This window comes from Bacillus sp. MT94, from assembly GCF_058792475.1.
In genome coordinates this window covers 109660-133308 of the sequence record NZ_JBXAEZ010000003.1, presented here as the reverse complement: position 1 = coordinate 133308, position 23649 = coordinate 109660, and the positions used below count along the sequence as shown (strand labels likewise).

Genomic DNA, 23649 nt, shown 5'->3' with positions numbered 1-23649 from the left:
ATGAAGTAGAAGTTCTCTCCTTTTTTTGCTATGTTTTTTGGGAAAGGAGAGGAAGGGATGTTCACTTATTTATATGCACTGTTAGCAGGGATGGTGTTTGGTTCTTTTTTTATGCTAGTTGCGATGAGGGTTCCATTAGGTGCGTCTATTATTACCCCGCGTTCACATTGTTATTATTGCAAATATGTGCTAAGGCCAAAAGAACTAATCCCCATCATTTCATTTTATATACAAAGAGGCTGTTGTACGAATTGTAAGAGGAAAATTCCAATTATGTATGTAGCATTTGAATGTATAACAGGAAGTATATTTCTTCTTACCGTGTATATGATTGGAATAGAACGAGAGCTTATTATCATTTTATCCCTTTTTTCGCTACTTCTTATTATTTCAGTTACAGATTACTTATATATGTTAATTCCTGATTGTATTTTAATTTCGTTTGCCATTTTACTCATTCTTGAAAGTGTTTTTGTACAATTAGTTACTTGGACAGATAGTATAGTTGGTAGTGGTGTTATATTCATTTTGTTATATTGCATGCAAAAGATATATCCAGAAGGGCTTGGCGGAGGTGATATAAAACTACTTTCGTTACTTGGGTTTATAGTAGGAGTGAAAGGCGTTTTTATCATTTTATTTTTAGCATCTTGTTTCAGTCTTTGTTTCTTTGGGGTGGGTATCGTATTAAAACGTATAGAAGTACGAAAACCAATTCCATTTGGTCCTTTTATTAGTCTTGGGGCAATATGTTATGTATTGGCCGCATATTCAAATTAGAGAGGGAATAGAAAATGAACGTATATATGGATGATCAAAGAAGTTGCCCGTTCGGGTATGTGCCCGCAACTACAGTAGAATGTGCTTTGCAAATGGTTCGGGATTATGATGTGAATATTCTTTCCCTTGATTTTAATATGGGGTGGGGAGCAAAAAATGGACTGGATTTTGTAGAAGCTTTTTGTACAGAGGGGTTATATGTAAATGAAATTCACCTTCATACGAATGATGTCATCGGTATGCACAAGATGAAACAGAGAATGGATAAGGGAAAGGAAGAAGGAGAAATTAATCCTCACCTTGTTGTTAAATACGTGGGAAGCTAAAAACTCCAAAGTAAAACTTTGGAGTTTTTAATGTTTCATATGTGCTTGTAAAGGAATAATCTCTTCTTGTTGAGCTGCTGCGATTTCAGTTTCTTCCTGTTGAACTTCAGGTGTTTTTTTTGTTAAGTAGTGGTATACCATACCGACAAATACTGATCCGCCAATAATGTTACCGATTGTAACAGGAATTAAGTTATGAATAGCACCTGAAAAAGAAATTGTCTCAGGATGTGGTGAAACTAAAGATAAAGCAAAGAGTGACAAGTTTGCAATACTATGTTCGTAACCAGATAAGAAGAATGTGAAAACAAGTAGCATCATGACCATTATTTTTGCCGTGTCGCCTTTAACCTGAGATGGTAAGAAGCAAGCAAGACATACGAGCCAGTTACATAAAATGGCTTTAAAGAATAACTGCATTGTAGGTGTGTTCATCTTTCCTTCAACGACTTTATTCATTAGGTGACCGTGATCAATTGCTTCAAAAATTCCAGTTGCGTAAAATAGTAAGGCAAAGAATAACGCGCCGGCTAAGTTACCTGCATAACAAGCAACCCAGTTACGAAGTGTATCAGAAATCGTTGTTTCTTTTCTTAAAGTTGCTACAGTAAAGTACATTGTGTTTCCAGTAAACAATTCAGCACCGCCATATATAATAAGTACGAGAGCAATCCCGAAAAACATAGAAGCAGCTAAATAAGTTGCTGGTGAATCTGCAATGTGAAAAAAGTTACCTAATTTAAAACATAGTACAATAATAAAACCGATATAAATACCCGCAAGTGCAGCACGAATAAAATATTGCATTGGGTTTGTATCTAGCATTTTCTTTTTGCTTTTAGCCAGTTTGACAACATAATCTAGTCCTTGTTCTAGCATGAGTAATACGCTCCTTTAGTAAATCTTCTATAAATACTCCTTATATGAATAAAGTACATGGAATTGTTCTCACTTTCAATAAGTTTGTGCAATGTTTCACAAAAAGGACATACATACGTTAAGAAAACGTTTACAAAAGGTAGTATAATGGAATTTTTTCTGGACATTGAGAGGAAGAAAGGAAAAAGAAAAAGCGCTGTAATTACAGCGCTTTTTCGTCTAAATTCTTTTCTACTTTTACTTCTACTTCTTTTGAGAAGAACCAACCACCAACTGCGATTCCGACTAATACAATCCAGAATGTAAGCTTCCACGGAGTGGATTCTGGGAATGAATGTGGAATTACATTTAATGCAGGGTGTGCTAATGTATAAACTGCTAGCTTCACACCAACCCAACCTACAATTAAGAATGCTGCAGTTTCAAGTCCTGGTTTACGTTTTAAGATTTGCACGAATGCAGTTGCTGCAAATCGCATAATGATTAATCCGATAAGTCCACCTACAAAGATAACAACGAATTGCCCAGTATCTAGACTACCAATTGTACCTAATCCTGTTTTTGGTAAAGTCATTGCTAGTGCAACCGCAGCTAAAATTGAATCAACTGCGAAGGCGATATCAGCAACTTCAACTTTAAATACAGTCCACCAGAAGTTCTCTTGTTTTTTCTTTGCTTCTTTTTCTTCTGTTTCTTCATCTGTATTCTTTTTAACATATGTTTTAAATAAGTGATTACCAGCGATAAACATAAGGTAGATGGCACCGATTGCTTGCACTTGCCATACATCGACTAAGAACGAAATCATAAATAACGATCCAAATCGGAAAACAAATGCCCCCGCTAATCCGTAAAATAGTGCTTTCTTTCGTTTTTCTTCTGGTAAATGTTTTACCATAATTGCAAGAACAAGAGCGTTATCAGCCGCTAAAATCCCTTCAAGTGCAATTAGGATGAGTAATACCCAACCATACTCCAATAATAATGATACATCCATGTACATTCTCCTCTCATCTCTATAAGTTCTAAATAAGTGAAGAATTTCCCCACTATTTAGTTTCCCCATACTCCTGCCTATTAACTTTGGAAGAATTTGGAAATGAATACAAAAAAGACCTCTGCCGTTAATAGGCAAAGGTCTTGCTAGACATATGTAATAAAAATGCCAACAAAGCCGGAAGAACTAAGTTCTACGTAATGACGACTTTGTTTCCAAGAAATATTCTTGGACGCTACTCCCCTTTGGAGATATGTTATTGTATTCTCATTATATGGATAATTGATACGGTTGTCAACCTGTTAAAATATCTTCATTAGGATATTTTATTTTCCGGTTCTTTTTACGAGCAAATGAAAAAGCCAATGTTAAAGGCCCCATTTTCCCAAAAAACATCATAAAGATAATAATAGCTTTTCCGATTATAGTTAAGTGGGGTGTTAAGTTCATACTGAGGCCAACAGTCCCGAATGCTGAAAATACTTCGAAAGCACTCATCAATAGAGGAACTCGCTCAGTAATACTCAAAATTAAAATAGCAAAAAAGATAAATGAAATGGAAATAATAGTAATGGTTAATGATTTGACAATGAGAGTATCTTTAATGGATTTTTTAAATACGACAATATCCTCTTGTTCTTGTAAAAATTTAAATACGCCAAAAAATATGATTAAAAATGTTGTTAACTTAATCCCACCACCCGTTGAAGCACTACCAGCACCAATAAACATAAGGAGCATCATTAATAGGAGGGAAGGTTTTGACAATGTAGAAATATCAACAGTATTAAACCCGGCAGTTCGTGTTGAAATTGCTTGAAAATAAGAGGCCATTCCTTCTTCAAATGGGGTAAAACCTCTCATAGAAAGGGAGTTATGGAACTCGAATATAAAAATAAAAAGGGTAGCAATAATGTTGACGATTAGAGTAGAAGTGAGCATAAGTTTTGAATGTAGTGTAAGGTTTTTAAAGTTTTTCTTTCTTTTTATGTCTACAATTACTGTAAAACCAATTCCACCTAAAATGATGAGAGAGGAAATGACGAAATTGACAAGAATGCTATGAGAATGGGACATTAAATTATCGCTCCACACAGAAAAACCAGCATTGTTAAAGGCTGAGATTGAATGGAAAAAACTATAATAGATCCCTTTGGCAACCCCATATTTGGGTACCCATTCAAAAGAAAGAATTAAAGTAGCGATACATTCGACTGTAAAAGAGAATAAAAATAATGCTTTGGCAAGACGGATAACGCCGCCGATATTCGTTTGATTTAATGCTTGTTGTAATAAAATACGGTTTTGAAGACCGATTTTTCTTCCGAGCATAATAGCAATTAAGACCGCAAAGCTCATAATGCCAAGCCCGCCAACTTGTATAAGCGTTAAAATGACACATTGTCCAAATAAAGTAAACACTTTTCCAGTATCCACAACACCAAGCCCAGTAACAGTACAAGCGGAAACGGTTGTAAATAAGGCATCGAGCCATGAAATGGACGTTGTCGTAGCAATTGGCAGTTTTAATAAGCATGTGCCGACAACTGATAATACAATAAAAGATAAAGTAAGAACGCGGGGAGGGCTCATGCTAATATTAATCCGTTTCATGTCACATATTGCTCCTTTCGTTTTGCTTTGATTAGTATGTGAAAAAGCACTATTATGTATGTTGAAAATAGAAAGAGGCAGATAATATCTGCCTCTAAGCCATATGTTATATAATTATCCACGTAATTGTTGTTGAGCTAAAGCAACAAGACGTTTTGTTACTTCACCGCCAACTGAACCGTTAGAACGAGATGCTGTATTAGAACCTAAGCTTACACCAAATTCTTGTGCAATTTCATATTTAAATTGTTCAAGCGCTTGTTCTGCACCTGGAACTAATAATTTGTTTGTTTTTACCATGTTGATACACATCCTTATGAGTAGTCCAGTTCAGCTAAGTTCTTATCTAAACTGGTAACGTTATTTTATGTGGAAATGACATACTCATACGCGGAAGTAATCGGTGCGATTAGAAGTTCTTGGATAGAAAAAAAGAGTAGCAACTTTGCTACTCTTTTTTTAGTATTGTCGCTGTTCCTTCCACGACAATATCATCTGATTGATTATATATGTTTGTTTGCAACGTAATGATTTTTTTATCGTCACGCTTCTTAATAACCTCTGCCACAACGCGAAGTGTATCACCGATTTTGACAGGGGCACGGAATGAAACATTTTGGGATAAATAAATCGTATTTTTGCCTGGGAGTTTCGTTCCAAGGATGGTAGAAATAAAACTCGAAACGAGCATACCGTGAGCAATACGTTCTTTAAACATTGTCGTTTTTGCAAAAGAATCTAAAATGTGAATAGGATTCACATCTCCAGTCAATTTTGCAAAATTGATAACATCTTCATCTGTAATTGTTTTTGTAAGGGATGCTTGATCACCGACTTGAATCTCATCATAACGAAGCTCCGGAACAGTTTGTGCTTCTTGAAATGGATTCATTTTGTCCTCCTTCTTTTCCATATCGAAAAATGTTAGCCATCTTGATGTAGTAGGAGGAAGAAAGAGTTTTGTTTGTGCTGCAGTTAGCTCCCACATTTTTCTTACTTGATGGAAGTAAATAGATTTTTTGAGTTTTCCTCGAACTTTTTTGCGAGTTCCAACTGTTTTGACTTGAACTCTTCCAAAAAACCCTCTAACTGTTTTTGAGCCTCTTCACGTTGTAATTGTTGTTGCTCAATAAATTGTTTTGTTGTTTCTTCAAATTGACCGCTTGTTTGTGTAAGAATTGACAAAGATGTTTTTGTAGGAGAAACAGTAAGCTGCTGCATATGAGCAGAAAGTTCTTTCCACTTGTCTTGCCACTCGTTAATTTGATCATTTAAGGAGTTACCAGTTAATTGTTTCACGTAATCTGTATATTGGTTATTGAACTGAGCAGTGATTTGTTGTAGTTCTTTTTCTAGTTCATCTACTCCTGATGTTAATTTATGCAAAGCGTCTTGTTGTTGTTTTAATGTTTCTAAAGTAAGTTGCTCTAATTGTTTCCCAGCTGAAGAAAAAAGGGAAAGTGATTGAGACCAGTTTTTCCAAAATGCATCGACTAATTCGTATGGTTTAGTTTCCATTGTTTGACCCCCAAATGTTTTTTTACATATTGTGAACGCAGATTACTCTGCTGTACCACCAGGTGAAGATGAAGAATCCTTTTCATCCTTTTCTGGAGAAGTAGAAAATGGAAAGAATGCATTGGTGTATAACGTGAAAAACGTCCGCAACATATTTTGATAATGTTCAAAAGAAGTCGCACATGTTGTTAAATATTGCTCTCCATATTCAGTTAAAGAATAAATTCTTTTTGCCGGCCCTCCATCGCTTGTATCCCAAGTAGAAGAAATAAGGTTTTCTTTTTCTAATTTGCGTAGTGTTCTATAAACATTACCTTGGTCAACAGAAGAAAAGCCGATATCCATTAGCATTTGAATAAGTTTGTAACCATGAAGACTCCAGTCTTTTAGACAGAGAAGTAAGAAGGGAACTAAGAAGTTTTTTGGCATGGAGTTTGGTTGTTTCGCTTGGTTGTTCTCCAAACTTTCGCGTTGTTCTGGTTCATTTTGTAGCATGATTGTGCATCACCTCATGAATCAGTTAGATGGAATTTTTTGCTTATAAGTGCAATTTACACCTATCTGTTTTTAAAGTCAACACATTTGTTAGAAAATAGAAAAAAATAAAATATAGACTTGAAGTTTTATTCAGAATATTAGAAAATAGTGAATAGGTTGAATTGTTTCAAAAAAGAAAAAGGGAGTGTAGGTAAAGTGATTGATCAAAAATTCGATCCACTACAAGCATGGAAAAATGCTTATGAACAAACCGAAACATTTTGGGGAAAAGCGCTCAATGAAACAATTAAAACAGAAGAATATTCTGCTTGGATGGGCAGCGTTCTAGATTTGAATTTGTTTTATCAAAAAGCATTAAATGATACGACAAAAAACTATTTAGAACAAGTAAATGTGCCGACGAAAGAGGATATCGCAAGAGTGGCTACGCTTGTTATTAACTTAGAAAATAAAGTAGATAACATTGAGGAGTTTCTAGAGGAGAAAGTAGATTCTTTAGGACAAGCTCCTACATTAAAGCGTGATGTGACAAAAGTGAAACAAGATATTCGTACGCTTGAAACAAAAGTAGATCAAATTTTAGAATTGCTAGAAAAGCAAAATGCAGTACTAGCTAAACTACAAGTACCTGTAAAAGAAGAGATAAAGCCTGCGAATAAGCCGGAAAATAAAAAATGATAAAAGCGCTTGTTTATAACAGGCAAAAGAGAGAGGGAGAATCTCTTTTCACATGTAAACGGCGAAACATAATTATATAGGGACTCTACAGTATGAGTACCAAAATGATTCATAACAATCGTTCACAAATTCATTTAAGGGGGAAAAGAAATGGTTCAATTAAATGGAAAAGTAGCAATCGTAACAGGTGGAGCAAAAGGGATTGGAAAAGCAATTACAGTAGCGTTAGCACAAGAGGGCGCTAAAGTTGTTATTAACTATAATAGCAGTAAAGAAGCAGCTGAAAACTTAGTAAATGAACTAGGAAAAGACGGACATGACGTTTATGCAGTGCAAGCGGATGTTTCTAAAGTAGAAGATGCAAACCGACTTGTAGAAGAAGCTGTGAATCATTTTGGTAAAGTTGATATTCTTGTTAATAATGCTGGTATTACAAGAGATCGTACATTCAAAAAGTTAAATCGTGAAGATTGGGAGCGCGTAATTGACGTGAATTTAAGTAGCGTATTTAATACGACAAGCGCGGTTCTTCCATACATAACGGAAGCGGAAGAAGGAAGAATTATTAGCATTTCTTCTATTATTGGTCAAGCAGGTGGATTTGGCCAAACAAACTACTCAGCAGCAAAAGCGGGTATGTTAGGATTTACAAAATCATTAGCGTTAGAACTTGCAAAAACAAATGTCACTGTAAATGCAATTTGCCCAGGATTTATTGATACTGAAATGGTAGCAGAAGTGCCAGAAGAAGTACGTCAAAAAATCGTTGCAAAAATCCCGAAAAAACGTTTTGGTCAAGCTGATGAAATTGCAAAAGGTGTAGTATACCTATGCCGTGACGGTGCGTATATCACAGGTCAGCAATTAAACATTAACGGCGGATTATATATGTAATGAAGTAAGAAAAAAGTGCATATCCATAGCAGGAATGCACTTCTTTTTTTAAGAAGGAAATCGACCAAAAAGGAGATAAAAAAATGACTACATTCGCAACAGAATGGGAAAAGCAATTAGAGCTATACCCAGAAGAGTACCGAAAAGCATACCGCCGAGTGAAAAGGGCGAGTGAAATTTTATTACGTGAACCAGAGCCGCAAGTAGGATTAACGCCGAAAGAGGTTATTTGGACGAAGAATAAGACGAAGCTTTATCGCTACATTCCAAAACAAGAAAAAACACAAAGAGTTCCAATTCTGTTAATATATGCTCTTATCAATAAACCATATATTATGGATTTAACTCCTGGAAATAGTTTAGTGGAATATCTAGTGGATCGTGGTTTTGATGTGTATATGCTTGATTGGGGCACATTTGGTTTAGAAGATAGTCATTTGAAATTTGATGATTTCGTGTTTGATTATATTGCAAAAGCAGTAAAAAAAGTAATGCGAACTGCAAAATCGGACGAGATTTCTTTACTTGGTTATTGCATGGGTGGAACGCTAACTTCTATTTATGCAGCACTTCATCCGCACATGCCAATTCGTAATTTAATTTTCATGACAAGTCCTTTTGATTTCTCTGAAACAGGATTGTATGGTCCTTTGTTAGATGAGAAATACTTCAATTTAGATAAAGCGGTTGATACATTTGGAAATATTCCGCCAGAAATGATTGATTTCGGAAACAAAATGTTAAAACCAATTACGAACTTTGTCGGTCCATATGTTGCTTTAGTAGATCGTTCAGAGAATGAGCGCTTCGTCGAAAGCTGGAGATTGGTTCAAAAGTGGGTTGGTGATGGTATTCCGTTCCCAGGTGAATCATACAGACAGTGGATTCGTGATTTTTATCAAAATAATAAACTGGTTAAGGGTGAACTCGTTATTCGCGGACAAAAGGTAGACCTTGCAAATATTAAGGCGAATGTCTTAAATATTTCCGGGAAACGTGATCATATTGCTTTGCCATGTCAAGTAGAAGCATTACTAGACCATATTTCTAGCACAGATAAACAATATGTATGTTTACCGACAGGGCATATGTCTATCGTTTACGGTGGAACAGCTGTAAAACAAACATATCCGACGATTGGAAATTGGCTTGAAGAGCGTTCTAATTAAAAATAAAAAATCCAACTAGCCTATGTTAGTTGGATTTTTTTATGGAAAATAACAAAACATAGAAAGGAGAAACTTATATTTTAGGAGTATAATTATGAAACTTATGAATGGTAAGTTGTTTTGGAATACAGGAGTTTCTGTACCTTGTTATCCACTGTTAGAAAATGATATGATATGTGATGTGCTCGTAGTCGGAAGCGGCGAAGCTGGTGCTCATATAGCGCATTCGTTAGCGAAAATTGGCATGAGTGTTACGCTTATTGAAAAAAGAGCAATTGGGTGTGGTAGCACAGCTGCTAATACAGGTTTACTACAATTCCTTCATGATAAATCGTTAACCTCCCTTATCCATACATTTGGTAAAGAAAAAGGGGTACGAGCATATAAGCTTTGTTATGAAGCGCTAAGAACAATGGAAGAGGTTATACCGACTCTTGATATTGATCCCCATTTTATTCCGCGAAATAGTTTATATTATGCAAGTAAAAGTGAGGATGTCTCATTTTTACAAGAGGAATATAATACGTTACAGAATTATGGATTTCCAGTTGAATATTTTACAGAAGCTGATATTAAGAAACGTTATTCTTTTGCAAAACAAGCAGCGTTATATACGCAAGGTGATGCTGAGGTGAATCCGTATTTATTAGCGCATAGTTTTTTGCATAAAGCAAACCAAATAGGAGCTAATATATATGAACATACAGAGGCAATACATATAAAAAAACGCCAAAATGATTTAATTTGTTACACGAAAACAGGAAATCAAATTGTAGCAAAGAATATTATTATGGCGACAGGTTATGAAGCGCTTTTTGGAAAGAAAGAAAAAAATACAACAGTAGAAACTTCTTATGCAATTGTAACAAATGAAATAGATCAGTTTGAAGGCTGGCATGAGCGATCGTTAATTTGGGAAACGGAACGGCCTTACTTATATTTTCGAACGTATCGAAACCGCATTATTGTAGGCGGATTAGATGAAGCGATGCAAATTCAAACAATCGGTGATACGAAATTATTGCATAAGCGTGATATCCTTATTAATATTGTAAAAGAGATGTTCCCGCAGTATAAAAATATACAGGCAGACTACTATTGGGCAGCCGCATTTGGTGGTACTCATGATGGTCTCCCCATTTTAAAAGAAGACGAAAAGATACATAATTTGTTTTACGCATTGCCGTATGGAGGTAATGGAACTGTATATGGAATGGTCTTTGCCAAATTATTTGAACAGTTATTTACAAATAAAGAAAGGGAAGATTTTTCTTTATTTAATCGATAGAAAAAAGGTAGCGAAGTGATGGAATGAGAGATATAAAAAAGTTTTTACAAAAATTACGTCCAGTACAACTCATTGTTTTATTTTATTTATTAGCAGTAGTTGTATCGGTAATCTTGCTTAGTTTACCGTTTGTTACGAAACCTGGTGTGAAATGGACATTTATAGATGCCCTTTTTACATCGGTTAGTGCGGTAAGTGTTACGGGGCTGTCTGTTATTACGATTTCAGATACGTTTACTACAGCAGGAATTATTGTTTTAGCCCTTATTTTACAATTAGGCGGCTTAGGAATTATGGCGCTTGGTACATTTGTTTGGATCATTACGGGGAAAAAGATTGGTTTGCAAAGAAGAAGATTAATTATGGCAGACCATAATCAAGGAAATTTATCGGGTCTTGTAGAATTGATGCGTTCTATTTTAATTGTAATTATTTCGATAGAACTTATTGGAGCAATCCTATTAGGTACAAGATTTTTACTTTACTTTCCGACTTGGCAAGAAGCTTATTTTCACGGTTTCTTTGCAGCAGTTAGTGCGACTACGAACGGTGGATTTGATTTAACAGGACAATCGTTAATTCCGTATAAAAAAGATTATATTGTTCAAATGATTCATATGTTACTAATTATTTTAGGGGCGATTGGTTTCCCTGTGCTAATGGAAGTGAAGCAATTCCTTAGTAAAAGAGGACAACAATTATTTCGTTTTTCATTATTTACAAAATTGACGACAACAACATTTTTTGCACTCGTTGTTGTTGGTACAATTATGATTTTTTTACTGGAGAGAAATCACTTTTTAGTAGGAAAGTCATGGCATGAAACGGTATTTTATACATTATTCCAATCTGTGACGACGCGAAGTGGTGGACTTGCTACGATGGATATACGTGAATTGTCACAACCGACGCTTTTATTTATGAGTATATTAATGTTTATAGGGGCATCTCCAAGTTCGGTTGGGGGCGGAATACGTACAACTACATTTGCTGTTAGTATATTGTCACTATACACCTTTGCAAGGGGCGGTAGAACAGTTAGAGTCTTCAAACGTCAGCTACATGAAGAGGATGTACTAAAAGCATCTGTCGTTATGACGATGGGGATTTTGTTATGTGCTACTGCGCTATTCATTTTATCTATTACGGAAAATGTACCGCTTATGAGCTTAATTGTTGAAGTTTGTTCTGCTTTCGGAACGACGGGACTATCAACAGGTGTTACGCCTGATTTAACAACTGTTGGGAAACTTGTACTCATTGTGCTTATGTTTATCGGACGCGTTGGTATTTTAACATTTATTTTAGCTAGTGGTGGAAGGGAACAACCACCTCGCTATAAATACCCGAAAGAGCGGATTATTATTGGATAGTATGAAACCATTCTACCTACGTTAGGTAGAATGGTTTTTTAGTCGTTAATACCAAATTGTGGATGCATAAAAGCTTCATTTTTATTATCCACTTCGTTTTTTAGTAACTCTTGATTTTCTTCTGAAATCCACCCAATATCATTTGTCGGATGGATCCACTCATCGCCAGCCATAATGGCAGGATCTACTTCATCACTCCAATTGTTAAGCGGACTGTTCTCGGAATTATATTTACTGTCTCCAATTACAACATTATATTGATTCACAAAAGGTTGTTGCATCGTTTTTCCTGTTCCTTTAAAAGATGGAAAATTCATTTGATGCGGGAGCGTTTCGTCTAAAATTGGTGATTGAATCTTTTCTTTTTTCTTCAAAATTATCGCTCCTTTTTATAATGATTTCTTCATATGTAGTATTTCCATCTAACGCCCCTTATGTACTTGTTAACACTTGCCAGTAATAATTATTTTAAGTTGTTTCAAACTAGAGTAGAAAGTGATTTCTTGAGAGCAGGTGAATGTATTGGTAAAAAGAAAAGTGAAACAAAATGCGGCAATCAATAATAATAAAACTCCGAAAGAAAGCTTACCAGATGCAGAATTTGCATTAGAGTATGAAGGAGAAAATAGCGCAAAGTATGCTAATCGTAATTCAAAAAAAGGGAAACAAAAATGAGGCGTTTTTTACAAACGCCTCATTTTTTTGTGGGATTATAAAGGTTTTTTTAATTATTTGTAAATTTAGTGTTTTCTATTAGCAGAAAAATGCGAAAAAACATAGAAGTAGCAACGTATTACACAAAAACAAACAACAAACAAAAGATTAATGTTGGTTTAATACTGCTTTTACACTAGTTGTTTATATTTGAGTTGTACATAAGATTTGTAAAAGGAGAGAGAAACAGTGAAAAAAACAATCTTTAAAGCTGTAGCGACTGGAATGGTATTTTCGTTATTAATGGGGTGTGGTGCAAAGAAGGAAGAAAGTGCTGGAGCGAAAGTGAAAGATGACAAATTATCTGGATCATTAACTGTTTACACAGCAATTGAAGAAGAGCTTGTACCAATTTATCTTGATTCCTTTAAAAAGAAATATCCTGATGTGAAATTGAACATTGTACGTGATTCAACAGGAGTTATTACTGCGAAATTGCTAGCTGAAGGGAAAAATACACAAGCAGATGTTGTATGGGGAACTGCGGCATCAAGTCTATTAGCTTTAGATAAAAAAGATATGTTAAAAGGATACTCTCCAAAAGGAGCAGATCGTGTTCTTCCACAATTTAAAGATGATAAGCAACCTGAAAAATGGGTAGGAAATACTGCATTTATGACGGGGATTGCTGTAAATAAAGAAGAGTTAAAGAAGAAAAATTTACCGATGCCAGAATCATATGAAGATTTAACGAAACCAGAGTATAAAGGAACACTTGTTATGCCACATCCAGCATCATCTGGAACAGGATTTTTAACAGTTTCTGCATGGCTACAAATCATGGGTGAAGATAAAGGCTGGGATTACATGAAGAAACTTCATGATAATATGGCAAGTTATACGCATTCAGGATCAAAACCAGCGAAATTAGCAGGAGCAGGTGAATATCCAGTCGGTGTATCAATGGTTTATAGTGCTTTAAAAGAGAAACAAAAAGGTGCACCAGTTGAAGTTGTACTGCCGAAAGAAGGATTAGGGTGGGAAGTAGAAGCGAACGCACTTATTAAGAAAGATAATGCGAAAAATGATAAATTAGCACAAGCATTTTTAGATTGGGCAATTACTGATGATGTAATGAAGTTATACTTTGAGAAAAATGGATTTGCGACAATTAAAAATGATTATAAACTTCCAGAGGGATTCCCGAAAGATGTTACTGAAAAATTATATAAAAAGAATGACTTTAAATGGGCAGCAGAAAATCGTGACAAAATCTTAGAAAAATGGGAAAAAGAGTTTGGCCAAAAAGCAGAACCGAAAAAGTAAGTGAGTGGGAGAGAGAAAAATGAGCGAATATTTATCAATTCAACACATTCAAAAACAGTTTGATGCATTTACAGCGTTAAAAGATATTTCTTTTACTGTGAACAAAAATGAGTTTGTTTGTTTATTAGGCCCGAGTGGCTGTGGGAAAACGACGTTGCTTCGCATTTTAGCGGGACTAGAGGAACCAACGACTGGCAGTATAGCTGTGAATGGAAAAGATATTACAGCATTGCCTCCTGGAAAGAGAAACTTCGGAATGGTTTTCCAATCGTATGCTTTATTTCCGAATTTAACAGCACTTGAAAATATTGAATACGGCTTAAAGACAAAAAAATATGGGAAAGCAGAAGTGAAAGAGAAAGCGCTAGATGCGTTAAAACTTGTAGATTTGCTGAATGTAAAAGATAAATATCCTGCTCAAATGTCTGGTGGACAACAGCAGCGAGTAGCACTTGCACGTGCGCTCGCTCTGTCTCCAGATATTTTGTTACTCGATGAGCCGTTATCAGCTTTAGATGCAAAAGTGCGTGAAAAATTACGTAGGGAAATGCGTGATTTGCAAGAGAAAATAGGAATAACGACGATTATGGTAACGCATGATCAAGAAGAGGCATTAACGATGGCTGATAAAATTGTTGTAATGAATCATGCGGAAATTATGCAGATTGGAACACCAGAGGAGATTTATCAAAGACCAGCCAATCCGTTTGTGGCAGATTTTATTGGTTCTATTAATTTCTTTTCGAAAAATAACGAAGAACATGCAATTCGTCCTGAACATGTAACAATTGTACAAAAGGACGGTATTAAAACAGTTGTGGAAAGTATGGAATTTCGCGGATCTGTATATCGGACGGAAGTACGAGTCGTAGAAGAAAACACACACCTTTATAATGAGAAAATTGTAGTGGATATATTAGCATCAGAAGTAGAAGCAACGGCTATTAGAAAAGGAAAGCCGATTCAAATCTCTTTCTCAGAAAATCATATGTTGTCATATGGAAAGAAGGTCATTGTATAGATGGAGATGTTAGAAAACTATAAGGTAGAAAGTACGAAAAAAAAGATTAAGAGAAGTATAGGGAAAGAGGAATGGATCCAAAGGCTCGTAATTATCGGTATGATTCTTTCTTTCCTTATCATACTTGTATTACCGCTATTACAACTATTTACACAAGCTTTTTATAATAAAGATGGAGTTTTCATTGGTTTAGCGAATTTCAGTAAATATTTCACAACACCAACTTTAGTGCAGTCTTTACAAAATACAGTATGGATTTCGGGCGCAACAACAATTATTTCAGTTGCAATCGCATTCGTTTACGCATATGCAATTGCCCGTACGAATGTTTTTGGAAAGCGCGTATTTCAGTATGTAGCGTTATTACCATTGTTTGCACCAACGATGATGCACGGTATAGCACTTACATATTTATTTGGTAATCAAGGGCTAGTAACGAAAGGAATGTTTGGTTTATTTGAAGGTATACAAATCCCTTTATATGGACCAGTAGGAATTGTAATAGCTGAAGTTATGTATACATTTCCGCAAGCCTTTCTCATATTGCTAATTGCCTTTCAAGGATCTGATTATCGTTTATATGAAGCTTCTAATATGTTAGGAGCCAGTAAAACAAAGCAATTTTTCACGGTTACTTTACCTAGTGTAAAGTACGGATTAATTAGTGCAATGTTTGTTGTGTTTACACTTAGTTTTACTGATTTTGGGGCACCAAAAATTGTTGGTGGGCAATATAATGTGCTTGCTACTGACGTATACAAACAAGTAATTGGACAGCAAAATATGCCGATGGGTGCAACTGTCGGAATGATTTTATTAATCCCAGCTATATTCGCATTTGTAGTTGATCGTATTACGCAAAGAAAGCAGGCGAATTTCTTATCTTCAAAAGCAGTACCATACAGAATAATAGCTAATAAGAAAAGAGATGTAATCTCATTCATATATTGTAGTGTGATTACCCTTATGATCATTCTATTATTTGTTGCAGTTGGTATTGCTGCAAGTGTGAAAGTATGGCCATATAATATGAGTTTTACATTTGAGCATTTTAATTTTTCCAGTTTAACAGGAGATGGACTTGAAGCATTTAAAAATAGCGTAATTGTTTCAGCAGTTACAGCAGTTATTGGGGCGATCTTAACATTTGTATTCGCATATGCAATTGAGAAAATAGACCAGCTACAATTTTTTAGAAAAACAGGTTACTTTTTCTCTATAGTGCCGTTAGCGATACCAGGTTTAGTACTCGGATTAGGATATGTCTTTTTCTTTAGTCAACCAACGATTCAAATTCTTGGACTATCAGTAACGAATCCGTTTCATTCTTTATACGGAACAATCGCTGTATTAGTACTAGTAAATATCATTCATTTTTATTCTGTAACATTTGTCACGGCAACGACTGCCTTAAAGAAATTAGACCGAGAGTTTGAGCTTGTTTCGCAGTCGATGGGTATTCCGTTTTATAAAACATTCTTCCGAGTAACAGTACCAATGTGTTTACCAGCAATTTTAGAAATGGTAATGTACTACTTCGTAAATTCAATGGTAACTGTATCGGCAGTTGTGTTCCTATATGCAGCTGATTTTAAACTAGCTGCCGTATCAATCGTAAATATGGATGATGCAGGAAATGTAGCGCCAGCAGCTGCAATGAGTGTACTTATTGTTGTTACAAATATTGTAGTGAGAGTTGTATATGAATGGGGAACGAAAGCACTTCGTAACCGAACTTCACAATGGCAAAAAAGATAAGTAAGAAGGGTGATGGACAGAATGAAAATTGAAGCAGTTATTTTTGATTGGGCAGGTACGACGGTTGATTACGGATGCTTTGCACCACTAGAAGTATTCATGAAGATTTTTCATAAACGCGGCGTTGAAATTACAGCAGAAGAAGCACGTAAGCCAATGGGATTATTAAAAATAGATCATGTAAGGGCACTAACAGAAATGCCTCGTATTGCGGATGAGTGGAAGCGTGTCTTTGGTCACTTACCAACAGAAGCAGACATTCATGAGATGTATGAAGAGTTTGAAGAAATTCTCTTTTCTATTTTGCCAAATTATGCTAAGCCGATTGATGGGGTAAAAGAAGTAATCGCTTCTTTACGTAAGAGAGGCATTAAAATCGGTTCAACAACTGGTTATACGAGAGAAATGATGGATATTGTAGCAAAGGAAGCAGCGTTACAAGGATATAAACCTGATTTTCTTGTTACGCCAGATGATGTTCCAGCAGGCCGCCCATACCCATGGATGTGCTATAAAAATGCAATGGAACTTGGTGTGTATCCGATGAACCATATGATAAAAGTAGGGGACACAGTATCAGATATGAAAGAAGGTAGAAATGCTGGAATGTGGACAGTTGGTGTAATTCTTGGAAGTAGTGAGCTCGGTTTAACGGAAGAGGAAGTGGAGAGTATGGATTCGGTAGAGCTTCGTGAAAAAATAGAAATAGTTCGTAATCGGTTTGTTGAAAATGGGGCTCATTTTACGATTGAAACGATGCAGGAGCTCGAAAACGTAATGGAACATATCGAGAAACAAGAACTTATTATTTCATAAAAGGGGTACGGGATCATGAATGAAAATCACTACTTATTATTAACACCAGGACCATTAACGACAACAAAATCAGTAAAAGAAGTTATGCTATACGATTGGTGTACGTGGGATGTTGAATATAATACGATGGTGCAAGAAGTAAGAGCTAAACTTGTATCGTTAGCGACGAAGGAAGAAGAGAAATATACAACAGTGTTAATGCAAGGAAGCGGTACGTTTTCAGTTGAAGCAGTAATTGGTTCTGTTATTCCGGCAAATGGGAAGCTTCTCGTTTGTACAAATGGTGCGTACGGTAAGCGCATTGTACAAATGGCAGAGATGTTACAGATTGATGTAGTGGTCAGCCAAACAGAAGAGTGGGAACCTACTAATATTGTAGAAGTAGAAAAGTTATTGGAAGAAGATAAAGATATTACGCATATTGCAGTTGTTCATTGTGAAACAACGACAGGCATTATAAATCCAATTGTAGATGTATGTAAATTAGGAAAGCAGTATGGAAAGGTTACAATTGTTGATGCGATGAGTAGTTTCGGCGGGATTGAAATAGACATTGCTGATTTACAAATTGATTTTTTAATTAGTAGTGCGAATAAGTGTATTCAAGGGGTTCCTGGATTCGGATTTGTAATCGCAAAACGTGATGAATTATTGAAGTGTAAAGGGCAAGGACGCTCTTTATCTCTTGATTTATATGATCAATGGGAAACGATGGAAAAACAAAATGGGAAATGGCGTTTTACTTCACCTACACATGTTGTACATGCTTTTTATCAAGCACTACTTGAACTAGAAAAAGAGGGTGGAGTAAGAGCGCGTTACAATCGATATTACAACAATCAAAAACTACTAGTGAATAGAATGGGAGAAATCGGATTTAAGCCACTAGTAGATGAGAAATATCAATCTCCTATTATTACATCTTTCATTTATCCAAAAGGGGAGTTCGAGTTTCAACAGTTATATAACGAATTAAAATGCTATGGATTTGTTATTTACCCTGGGAAAATTTCGAAAGTAGATACGTTCCGGATTGGAAATATAGGTGATGTACATGAAGAAGATATTAATCGCTTAGTTGATAGTATTGCTAAAGGAGCTGTTATTGGGTGAAAGTATTTTGTTTAGGTGGAGCAGGTAAAATTTGTCGTGAAGCTATTTTGGATTTAGTTCAATTTTCATCTTTTGAGACGATTACTGTAGCCGATTTTAACGAGGAAGAGGGCTGTAAAGTAGTAGAATGGCTCAACGATCCTCGTGTTGATTTTGTAAAAGTAGATGTAACGAATCACGAGGATACGGTTGCAAAAATGAAAGGTTACGACATTGTAATGGACGGTACGACGATAAAGCTAAACGGATTGTCGACTCGCTGTATTGCAGAAGCAGGCTGCCACGGTGTGAACCTAAATGGATTTGGTGAAGAAAATGAATCGCATGCTATATTTGTTCAAAATGAAAAAACATGTTTGCCTGGGTTTGGCATGACGCCAGGTGTAACGCAAATGATGGCAATGCATGCAGCAAATCAACTGGATACTGTAGAGTCTGTCCGCGTAAGTCACGGTTCGTATCGTCCGATTGCTTTTTCTGCTTCAATTACAGAGACAACGACATATGAATATGATCCAGATTTACCATCGCGTACAGTGTATGAAGATGGTGAATTTAAACAAGTACTTCCGTTTGCGCGTCCGAGAGAAATAGAATTGCCAGCGCCTTATGGTAAGGAAACGCAGTATATCATTCCGCATTCTGAAACGATTACGTTAGCAAAGGCACTAGAAAATAAAGGTGTCAAACTGATAGAGACGAGAGGGACTTGGCCGAAGCAAAATATGCAACTTGTACGTGCTTTATATGATTACGGCATATTGCGTAATGATCAGATTGAAATAAACGGGAAAGAAATAGGCATTATGGATTGTATTTCGCAGTATTTATTGCAATCGAAAGAAGGACAAGAAACAGAGCTTTATGGTTATGCACTTCATGTAGAAGTAATAGGTATGAAAAATAATGAGAAGCAAAGACATGTGTTATATCATACACATCCGTTATCTGATGGTTCTGTTGTAGGATGGGAAAAATTAAGGGCGTATACGAGAAACGTCGGTATTCCATTTGGGATTGCTGCAGAGTTAATTGCAACTGGAAATGTAAATAGGGTGGGTGTTGTTACGCCTGAAGAAGCTTTTGAAAATCCACAATTAATTTTTGATGAACTAGCAAAGCGCGGTATTCATATTCATGAAGAAGTTTCTACTTACAAAGAAAATTATAACTTTGTATAAGCAAGGAAGCTTATGAGGGAGATATAAATGAGGTGAATCTATGTCTGTAGTAGGAGAAGAAAGAAAGCGAACCATTCTTGAAAAGGTAGAATTTAAAGGAAAAGTAAAGGTTTCAGAATTAGCGAGAGAATTTGCTGTATCAACAGAAACGATTCGTCGATATTTAGAAGAATTAGATCGTGAAAAGAAGCTGAAAAAAGTGTATGGTGGAGCTGTTCAACTTCCAGGCGCTGGGGTAGAGGCGCCAATGTTAGAAAGAGAAATGCTACATATAGAAGAGAAGAAAAGAATTGGTTATAAAGCAGCGACATTTGTAGAAGATGGTGATGTCATTGCAATTGATGATGGAAGTACACCGCTTCAAATGGTTCCATACCTTGTTCATCGTAAAAACTTAACGATTGTAACAAGTTCATTTCCAGTCGCAACACAATTAATTTCTTCTATTAATAAAAAGATGTTTCACGGTGAAGTTTTATTTATAGGTGGAAAAGTATCTCCAAAGCATTCGCGTGTATCAGGGTCTATTTCTCAGCAAGTAATACAGCAATTCCATTTTCATAAAGCGTTCGTTTCGATTGATGGGTTATTACCTAGCTTTGGAGTTTCCAGCTTTGAATTAGAGAAAGCGAAATTGTCAGAGGCGATGATGAAATTAGCTGAGAAAACATATATTTTATGTGATCATACGAAGGTAGGCGTGAAAGGGAATTATCGTATAGCAGCATTTTCACGTATTCAACATGTAATTTGTGATAAAAAAATGCCATATAGTTTTGAAGAAGAACTTATGAAGCATAATATTCAGTGGACAGTTTGTTAAATAAAGTGAAAGTACCTAAACTCCCGCCTAATTTTTAGGAGGGAGTTTTATTGTCTGCAAATCGTAAAATAAAAGATTTGCATTTATGCAAAAAGTGGACACATTTTCTCATCTCTTTCATATAATTTACCAATACAAAAAAAGTTGGTCGAAGGAAAGAAGGGAGAACATGTCAGAACGAATATATAATAAACTTGTATTGTACGCGAATATTTTGCAAAAAATTGGTGTCATCAATGAGAAGGAAAAAAGTGAAATTCTTCATACGATAGGTAAAAAAGCCCTTTGAATAAAGGGCTTTTTATTTTTATCTTTAAAAATATAAATTTAATGTAATATTCTCATTGACAATGATAATGACATTCATTATCATTTATTTGTAGGTAATTGATAAGGGTTATCAATTATAAAAATTGTATATGATAGGGGATATTATTTTGAAAAAAAATTATATGAAGGCGCTAGTAGTAGCGACAACATTAGCAATTCCATTTGCTACGTATTCTACTCCAGCATTAGCGGCATTAAAAGTTGAAGCAAATCAATCGGTAGCAGCAGCGAGTGATCGCACGTATGATACTGAAATTAAAATATATAAGGACCAAAAAGACGAGCCATCTATGGTTTCTCAATATATAAAAGATCCTAAAGTAACGATTGCAGCTGGTAAAAAAATTGTCACTGTAACAATGCAAGATAGCGATTATTTTCAATATCTTAGAATAGAAGATAGAAACCAGCCTGGTGTATTTCATGATGTGAAGGTTTTGTCAGAAGATAAGAGGAAGAACGGAACGAAAGTAGTCCAATTTGAAATTGGCGAGTTTGAGAAGAAGCACAATATGCAAATGCATATACTTATTCCAGCTATTGGATATGATCACAAATATCAAGTTCAATTTGAAATTAAAGATCCAACTGTAGGTAACAAAGAAACAGAGAAACCAGATGATAACTCTAATTCAGGCAATACGGAAACGGATAATCCAGTTGATAATCAAAATATGATAACAGATAACAAATTAAGAGAACTTGTGAATAAAAAAGTATTTAATAGAAAAGATTTAAATACACCAATTACGAAAGAAGAGTTATTACAAGTAAAGGATTTATTTTTAAATACAAATGAGATACTTGATTATAGTGCATTAAAATATATGCCAAATTTAAAATCTTTAACAGTTGCGAATGCGAAGATAAAAGACACGTCGTTCTTTGCGAACTTAAAGCAATTAAATCATTTAGCTTTGCGTGGTAATGAATTTGCAGATGTAACGCCACTTGTTAAGATGGATAATTTAGAATCTCTTGATTTAAGTAATAATAAAATTACAAACGTTACACCACTAACTGAAATGAAAAATGTAAAAAGTTTATATCTATCAGGCAACCAAATAGAAGATGTAACAGCATTAGCGAAAATGGAACAACTAGATTACTTGAATTTAGCAAATAATAAAATTACGAACGTTGCTCCATTAAGCGCTTTGAAAAATGTAACATACTTAACTTTAGCAGGTAATCAAATTGAAGATATTAAAGCGTTATATTCATTACCTTTAACAGATTTAGTATTAACACGTAATAAAGTTAAAGATTTATCCGGCATTGAGCAAATGAAGCAATTAGAAGAATTGTGGATCGGGAAAAATGAAATAAAAGATGTTACTCCTCTAAGTAAGATGACACAGTTAAAACAATTACACTTACCTAACAATGAGTTAAAGGATATTACGCCATTATCAAGTCTAGTAAACTTACAAAAGCTTGATTTAGAAGCGAATTATATTTCAGACTTATCACCAGTGAGCAATTTGAAAAAATTAGTATTTCTAAGTTTTGTTGCAAATGAAATCCGTGATGTCCGACCAGTTATAGAACTAAGTAAGACGGCTTATATTAATGTCCAAAATCAAAAAGTATTTTTAGAGGAAACAGAAGTAAATAAAGAAGTAAAAGTACCTATATATGAAAAAGATGGTGAGGTTTCTACGAAAATCCGTCTGAAGAGCGATAACGGTACGTATAGTAATGGTGTAGTGAAATGGAGTACACCGGGTGAGAAAGTATATGAATTTGGTGTGAAAGATCCATTCGCGGATACAGGAATCTTCTTTACAGGATCTGTTATTCAAAATGTAGTAGAAAGTAAAGACGGTAATACATCTAAAGAAGATGAGAAAACAGAAGTGATAGAATTTAAAGATGTACCAAAAGGACATTGGTCAGAAGAAGCAATTAATTACTTAGCGAAAGAAAAGTTATTTATAGGCTATGGAAATGGTGAATTTGGATTTGGGGATAACATTACTCGTGGACAAGTAGCACTTCTAATACAAAGGTACTTAAAATTAGAAAATAATCTAAAACCAAAAACGACATTTACAGATACGAAAGGAAATATGTATGAAACGGCTATTGATGCAGTAGTTCAAGCTGGGATTATGACAGGGTATGGAAATGATACATTCCGTCCAGATGGAGTATTAACTCGATATGAAATGTCAGTAGTACTACAAAGAGTATTTCAGTTAAAAGAAAATGAAAATAGTGCAGAGAACTTTAAAGATATACCAAATGGCCATTGGGCGAAAGGATATGTGAAAGCTTTAGTAGATAATAAAATATCAAAAGGTGACGGGGAAGGGAACTTTTTAGGAGATAATTTCGTAACACGTGAACAATACGCACAGTTTTTATATAATGCAATAAAGAAATAAAGTGAAACTTTAATCAGTGGGGGTCTTACTGTCCCGGTAAATAGCGGGATAAAAAATGAGGAAAATACGCTATTCTTTAATTAAAGAATAGCGTATTTTTTTATGTGCAAAATGAAATAGATAGGAGTATAGACATATGAATAGCCTATTTTAAAGAAGAACCACGAAACTATATTGACAAAAAAGCGTTCTCATGTGATAATTCAATTAAATTTTTAGAATA

Annotated in this window: 24 protein-coding genes and 1 riboswitch; of the genes, 16 read left to right on the top strand and 8 right to left on the bottom strand. The window is 35.1% G+C overall.

Features of this window, described 5'->3' with window-relative positions; all coding sequences use genetic code 11:
• Nucleotides 1–57 precede the first annotated feature (57 nt).
• Complete coding sequence (locus tag AC1Q51_RS12420) at nucleotides 58–780, top strand: prepilin peptidase (protein WP_090975878.1); 723 nt, start codon at nucleotides 58–60, stop codon at nucleotides 778–780.
• A gap of 14 nt (nucleotides 781–794) precedes the next feature.
• A complete protein-coding gene (locus AC1Q51_RS12415; protein WP_001103762.1) occupies nucleotides 795–1106 on the top strand; it encodes a cyclic-phosphate processing receiver domain-containing protein in 312 nt (103 codons plus the stop codon).
• Nucleotides 1107–1133: 27 nt separating this feature from the next.
• Here AC1Q51_RS12415 and AC1Q51_RS12410 read toward each other — a convergent pair whose 3' ends face one another.
• From AC1Q51_RS12410 to phaQ, 7 genes are all read right to left on the bottom strand, one after another.
• Entirely contained in the window at nucleotides 1134–1985 is an 852-nt protein-coding gene (locus AC1Q51_RS12410; RefSeq protein WP_000893034.1) for a formate/nitrite transporter family protein, read from the bottom strand.
• A 202-nt stretch (nucleotides 1986–2187) separates the two neighbouring features.
• Nucleotides 2188–2982 (bottom strand): TerC family protein, encoded by a 795-nt coding sequence (locus tag AC1Q51_RS12405; RefSeq protein ID WP_000383326.1) that lies wholly within the window; start codon nucleotides 2980–2982, stop codon nucleotides 2188–2190.
• Nucleotides 2983–3072: 90 nt separating this feature from the next.
• Nucleotides 3073–3238, bottom strand: a riboswitch (yybP-ykoY riboswitch).
• Between the two features lie 38 nt (nucleotides 3239–3276).
• Nucleotides 3277–4596, bottom strand: coding sequence for a TrkH family potassium uptake protein (locus AC1Q51_RS12400; RefSeq protein ID WP_000822356.1), 1320 nt, complete (start codon nucleotides 4594–4596; stop codon nucleotides 3277–3279).
• 114 nt (nucleotides 4597–4710) lie between these two features.
• Entirely contained in the window at nucleotides 4711–4896 is a 186-nt protein-coding gene (locus tag AC1Q51_RS12395; protein WP_000241212.1) for an alpha/beta-type small acid-soluble spore protein, read from the bottom strand.
• A gap of 148 nt (nucleotides 4897–5044) precedes the next feature.
• Nucleotides 5045–5488, bottom strand: coding sequence for a MaoC family dehydratase (locus tag AC1Q51_RS12390; RefSeq protein WP_001067916.1), 444 nt, complete (start codon nucleotides 5486–5488; stop codon nucleotides 5045–5047).
• A gap of 101 nt (nucleotides 5489–5589) precedes the next feature.
• Nucleotides 5590–6114, bottom strand: coding sequence for a polyhydroxyalkanoic acid inclusion protein PhaP (phaP, locus tag AC1Q51_RS12385; protein ID WP_000448592.1), 525 nt, complete (start codon nucleotides 6112–6114; stop codon nucleotides 5590–5592).
• 42 nt (nucleotides 6115–6156) lie between these two features.
• Nucleotides 6157–6609 carry a poly-beta-hydroxybutyrate-responsive repressor gene (gene phaQ / locus AC1Q51_RS12380; protein ID WP_000939954.1) on the bottom strand — a complete coding sequence of 151 codons (453 nt, stop codon included), beginning with the start codon at nucleotides 6607–6609 and terminating at the stop codon, nucleotides 6157–6159.
• Nucleotides 6610–6807: 198 nt separating this feature from the next.
• On the opposite strand from phaQ, the gene phaR reads away from it, so the two are divergent.
• The 5 genes from phaR to AC1Q51_RS12355 all read left to right on the top strand — a co-directional run bounded on the left by phaR (nucleotide 6808) and on the right by AC1Q51_RS12355 (nucleotide 12014).
• Nucleotides 6808–7290, top strand: coding sequence for a polyhydroxyalkanoic acid synthase subunit PhaR (phaR, locus tag AC1Q51_RS12375; RefSeq protein ID WP_000566941.1), 483 nt, complete (start codon nucleotides 6808–6810; stop codon nucleotides 7288–7290).
• Between the two features lie 150 nt (nucleotides 7291–7440).
• Nucleotides 7441–8184, top strand: a complete 744-nt coding sequence (locus AC1Q51_RS12370; protein ID WP_000250407.1) for an acetoacetyl-CoA reductase — start codon at nucleotides 7441–7443, stop codon at nucleotides 8182–8184.
• Nucleotides 8185–8267: 83 nt separating this feature from the next.
• Entirely contained in the window at nucleotides 8268–9353 is a 1086-nt protein-coding gene (gene phaC / locus AC1Q51_RS12365) for a class III poly(R)-hydroxyalkanoic acid synthase subunit PhaC (protein ID WP_000206336.1), read from the top strand.
• A gap of 94 nt (nucleotides 9354–9447) precedes the next feature.
• Nucleotides 9448–10641 (top strand): NAD(P)/FAD-dependent oxidoreductase, encoded by a 1194-nt coding sequence (locus AC1Q51_RS12360; protein ID WP_000772526.1) that lies wholly within the window; start codon nucleotides 9448–9450, stop codon nucleotides 10639–10641.
• Between the two features lie 23 nt (nucleotides 10642–10664).
• Nucleotides 10665–12014, top strand: coding sequence for a TrkH family potassium uptake protein (locus AC1Q51_RS12355; protein WP_001204706.1), 1350 nt, complete (start codon nucleotides 10665–10667; stop codon nucleotides 12012–12014).
• Nucleotides 12015–12052: 38 nt separating this feature from the next.
• On the opposite strand, the gene AC1Q51_RS12350 is transcribed toward AC1Q51_RS12355, so the two are convergent.
• Complete coding sequence (locus AC1Q51_RS12350) at nucleotides 12053–12388, bottom strand: DUF3905 domain-containing protein (RefSeq protein WP_000726028.1); 336 nt, start codon at nucleotides 12386–12388, stop codon at nucleotides 12053–12055.
• Between the two features lie 148 nt (nucleotides 12389–12536).
• Between AC1Q51_RS12350 and ykzP the strand changes: the two genes are divergently transcribed.
• The 9 genes from ykzP to AC1Q51_RS12305 all read left to right on the top strand — a co-directional run bounded on the left by ykzP (nucleotide 12537) and on the right by AC1Q51_RS12305 (nucleotide 23426).
• Nucleotides 12537–12689, top strand: a complete 153-nt coding sequence (ykzP, locus tag AC1Q51_RS12345) for a protein YkzP (RefSeq protein ID WP_000240799.1) — start codon at nucleotides 12537–12539, stop codon at nucleotides 12687–12689.
• A 228-nt stretch (nucleotides 12690–12917) separates the two neighbouring features.
• Entirely contained in the window at nucleotides 12918–13994 is a 1077-nt protein-coding gene (locus tag AC1Q51_RS12340) for a putative 2-aminoethylphosphonate ABC transporter substrate-binding protein (RefSeq protein WP_000750893.1), read from the top strand.
• A gap of 19 nt (nucleotides 13995–14013) precedes the next feature.
• Nucleotides 14014–15015 (top strand): putative 2-aminoethylphosphonate ABC transporter ATP-binding protein, encoded by a 1002-nt coding sequence (locus tag AC1Q51_RS12335; protein WP_000006196.1) that lies wholly within the window; start codon nucleotides 14014–14016, stop codon nucleotides 15013–15015.
• Nucleotides 15016–16773 (top strand): putative 2-aminoethylphosphonate ABC transporter permease subunit, encoded by a 1758-nt coding sequence (locus AC1Q51_RS12330; protein ID WP_000425530.1) that lies wholly within the window; start codon nucleotides 15016–15018, stop codon nucleotides 16771–16773.
• 21 nt (nucleotides 16774–16794) lie between these two features.
• The gene (phnX, locus tag AC1Q51_RS12325; protein ID WP_000687381.1) at nucleotides 16795–17589 is read left to right on the top strand and encodes a phosphonoacetaldehyde hydrolase; all 795 of its coding nucleotides are present in this window, start codon (nucleotides 16795–16797) and stop codon (nucleotides 17587–17589) included.
• A gap of 15 nt (nucleotides 17590–17604) precedes the next feature.
• Nucleotides 17605–18702, top strand: coding sequence for a 2-aminoethylphosphonate--pyruvate transaminase (gene phnW, locus AC1Q51_RS12320; RefSeq protein ID WP_090975882.1), 1098 nt, complete (start codon nucleotides 17605–17607; stop codon nucleotides 18700–18702).
• Nucleotides 18699–19883: a saccharopine dehydrogenase family protein gene (locus tag AC1Q51_RS12315; protein ID WP_025118330.1), complete on the top strand. Its 1185-nt coding sequence runs from the start codon at nucleotides 18699–18701 to the stop codon at nucleotides 19881–19883. The genes phnW and AC1Q51_RS12315 overlap by 4 nt, the downstream gene beginning before the upstream one ends.
• Before the next feature lie 40 nt (nucleotides 19884–19923).
• Nucleotides 19924–20706, top strand: coding sequence for a DeoR/GlpR family DNA-binding transcription regulator (locus AC1Q51_RS12310; RefSeq protein WP_000117666.1), 783 nt, complete (start codon nucleotides 19924–19926; stop codon nucleotides 20704–20706).
• Between the two features lie 419 nt (nucleotides 20707–21125).
• Nucleotides 21126–23426 carry an NEAT domain-containing leucine-rich repeat protein gene (locus AC1Q51_RS12305; RefSeq protein ID WP_492331534.1) on the top strand — a complete coding sequence of 767 codons (2301 nt, stop codon included), beginning with the start codon at nucleotides 21126–21128 and terminating at the stop codon, nucleotides 23424–23426.
• Nucleotides 23427–23649: the final 223 nt, after the last annotated feature.

Excerpts from the sequence above, each read along its gene's own strand:
- AC1Q51_RS12405 (WP_000383326.1), bottom strand. The coding sequence starts at position 2,982 with ATGGATGTATCATTATTATTGGAGTATGGTTGGGTATTACTCATCCTA.
- AC1Q51_RS12395 (WP_000241212.1), bottom strand. The coding sequence starts at position 4,896 with ATGGTAAAAACAAACAAATTATTAGTTCCAGGTGCAGAACAAGCGCTT.
- AC1Q51_RS12400 (WP_000822356.1), bottom strand. The coding sequence starts at position 4,596 with ATGAAACGGATTAATATTAGCATGAGCCCTCCCCGCGTTCTTACTTTA.
- AC1Q51_RS12335 (WP_000006196.1), top strand. The coding sequence starts at position 14,014 with ATGAGCGAATATTTATCAATTCAACACATTCAAAAACAGTTTGATGCA.
- AC1Q51_RS12370 (WP_000250407.1), top strand. The coding sequence starts at position 7,441 with ATGGTTCAATTAAATGGAAAAGTAGCAATCGTAACAGGTGGAGCAAAA.
- AC1Q51_RS12330 (WP_000425530.1), top strand. The coding sequence starts at position 15,016 with ATGGAGATGTTAGAAAACTATAAGGTAGAAAGTACGAAAAAAAAGATT.
- AC1Q51_RS12310 (WP_000117666.1), top strand. The coding sequence starts at position 19,924 with ATGTCTGTAGTAGGAGAAGAAAGAAAGCGAACCATTCTTGAAAAGGTA.
- phaC (WP_000206336.1), top strand. The coding sequence starts at position 8,268 with ATGACTACATTCGCAACAGAATGGGAAAAGCAATTAGAGCTATACCCA.
- AC1Q51_RS12415 (WP_001103762.1), top strand. The coding sequence starts at position 795 with ATGAACGTATATATGGATGATCAAAGAAGTTGCCCGTTCGGGTATGTG.
- AC1Q51_RS12390 (WP_001067916.1), bottom strand. The coding sequence starts at position 5,488 with ATGAATCCATTTCAAGAAGCACAAACTGTTCCGGAGCTTCGTTATGAT.
- AC1Q51_RS12305 (WP_492331534.1), top strand. The coding sequence starts at position 21,126 with ATGATAGGGGATATTATTTTGAAAAAAAATTATATGAAGGCGCTAGTA.
- AC1Q51_RS12360 (WP_000772526.1), top strand. The coding sequence starts at position 9,448 with ATGAAACTTATGAATGGTAAGTTGTTTTGGAATACAGGAGTTTCTGTA.
- phaQ (WP_000939954.1), bottom strand. The coding sequence starts at position 6,609 with ATGCTACAAAATGAACCAGAACAACGCGAAAGTTTGGAGAACAACCAA.
- phnW (WP_090975882.1), top strand. The coding sequence starts at position 17,605 with ATGAATGAAAATCACTACTTATTATTAACACCAGGACCATTAACGACA.
- AC1Q51_RS12420 (WP_090975878.1), top strand. The coding sequence starts at position 58 with ATGTTCACTTATTTATATGCACTGTTAGCAGGGATGGTGTTTGGTTCT.
- AC1Q51_RS12355 (WP_001204706.1), top strand. The coding sequence starts at position 10,665 with ATGAGAGATATAAAAAAGTTTTTACAAAAATTACGTCCAGTACAACTC.
- phnX (WP_000687381.1), top strand. The coding sequence starts at position 16,795 with ATGAAAATTGAAGCAGTTATTTTTGATTGGGCAGGTACGACGGTTGAT.
- AC1Q51_RS12410 (WP_000893034.1), bottom strand. The coding sequence starts at position 1,985 with ATGCTAGAACAAGGACTAGATTATGTTGTCAAACTGGCTAAAAGCAAA.
- phaP (WP_000448592.1), bottom strand. The coding sequence starts at position 6,114 with ATGGAAACTAAACCATACGAATTAGTCGATGCATTTTGGAAAAACTGG.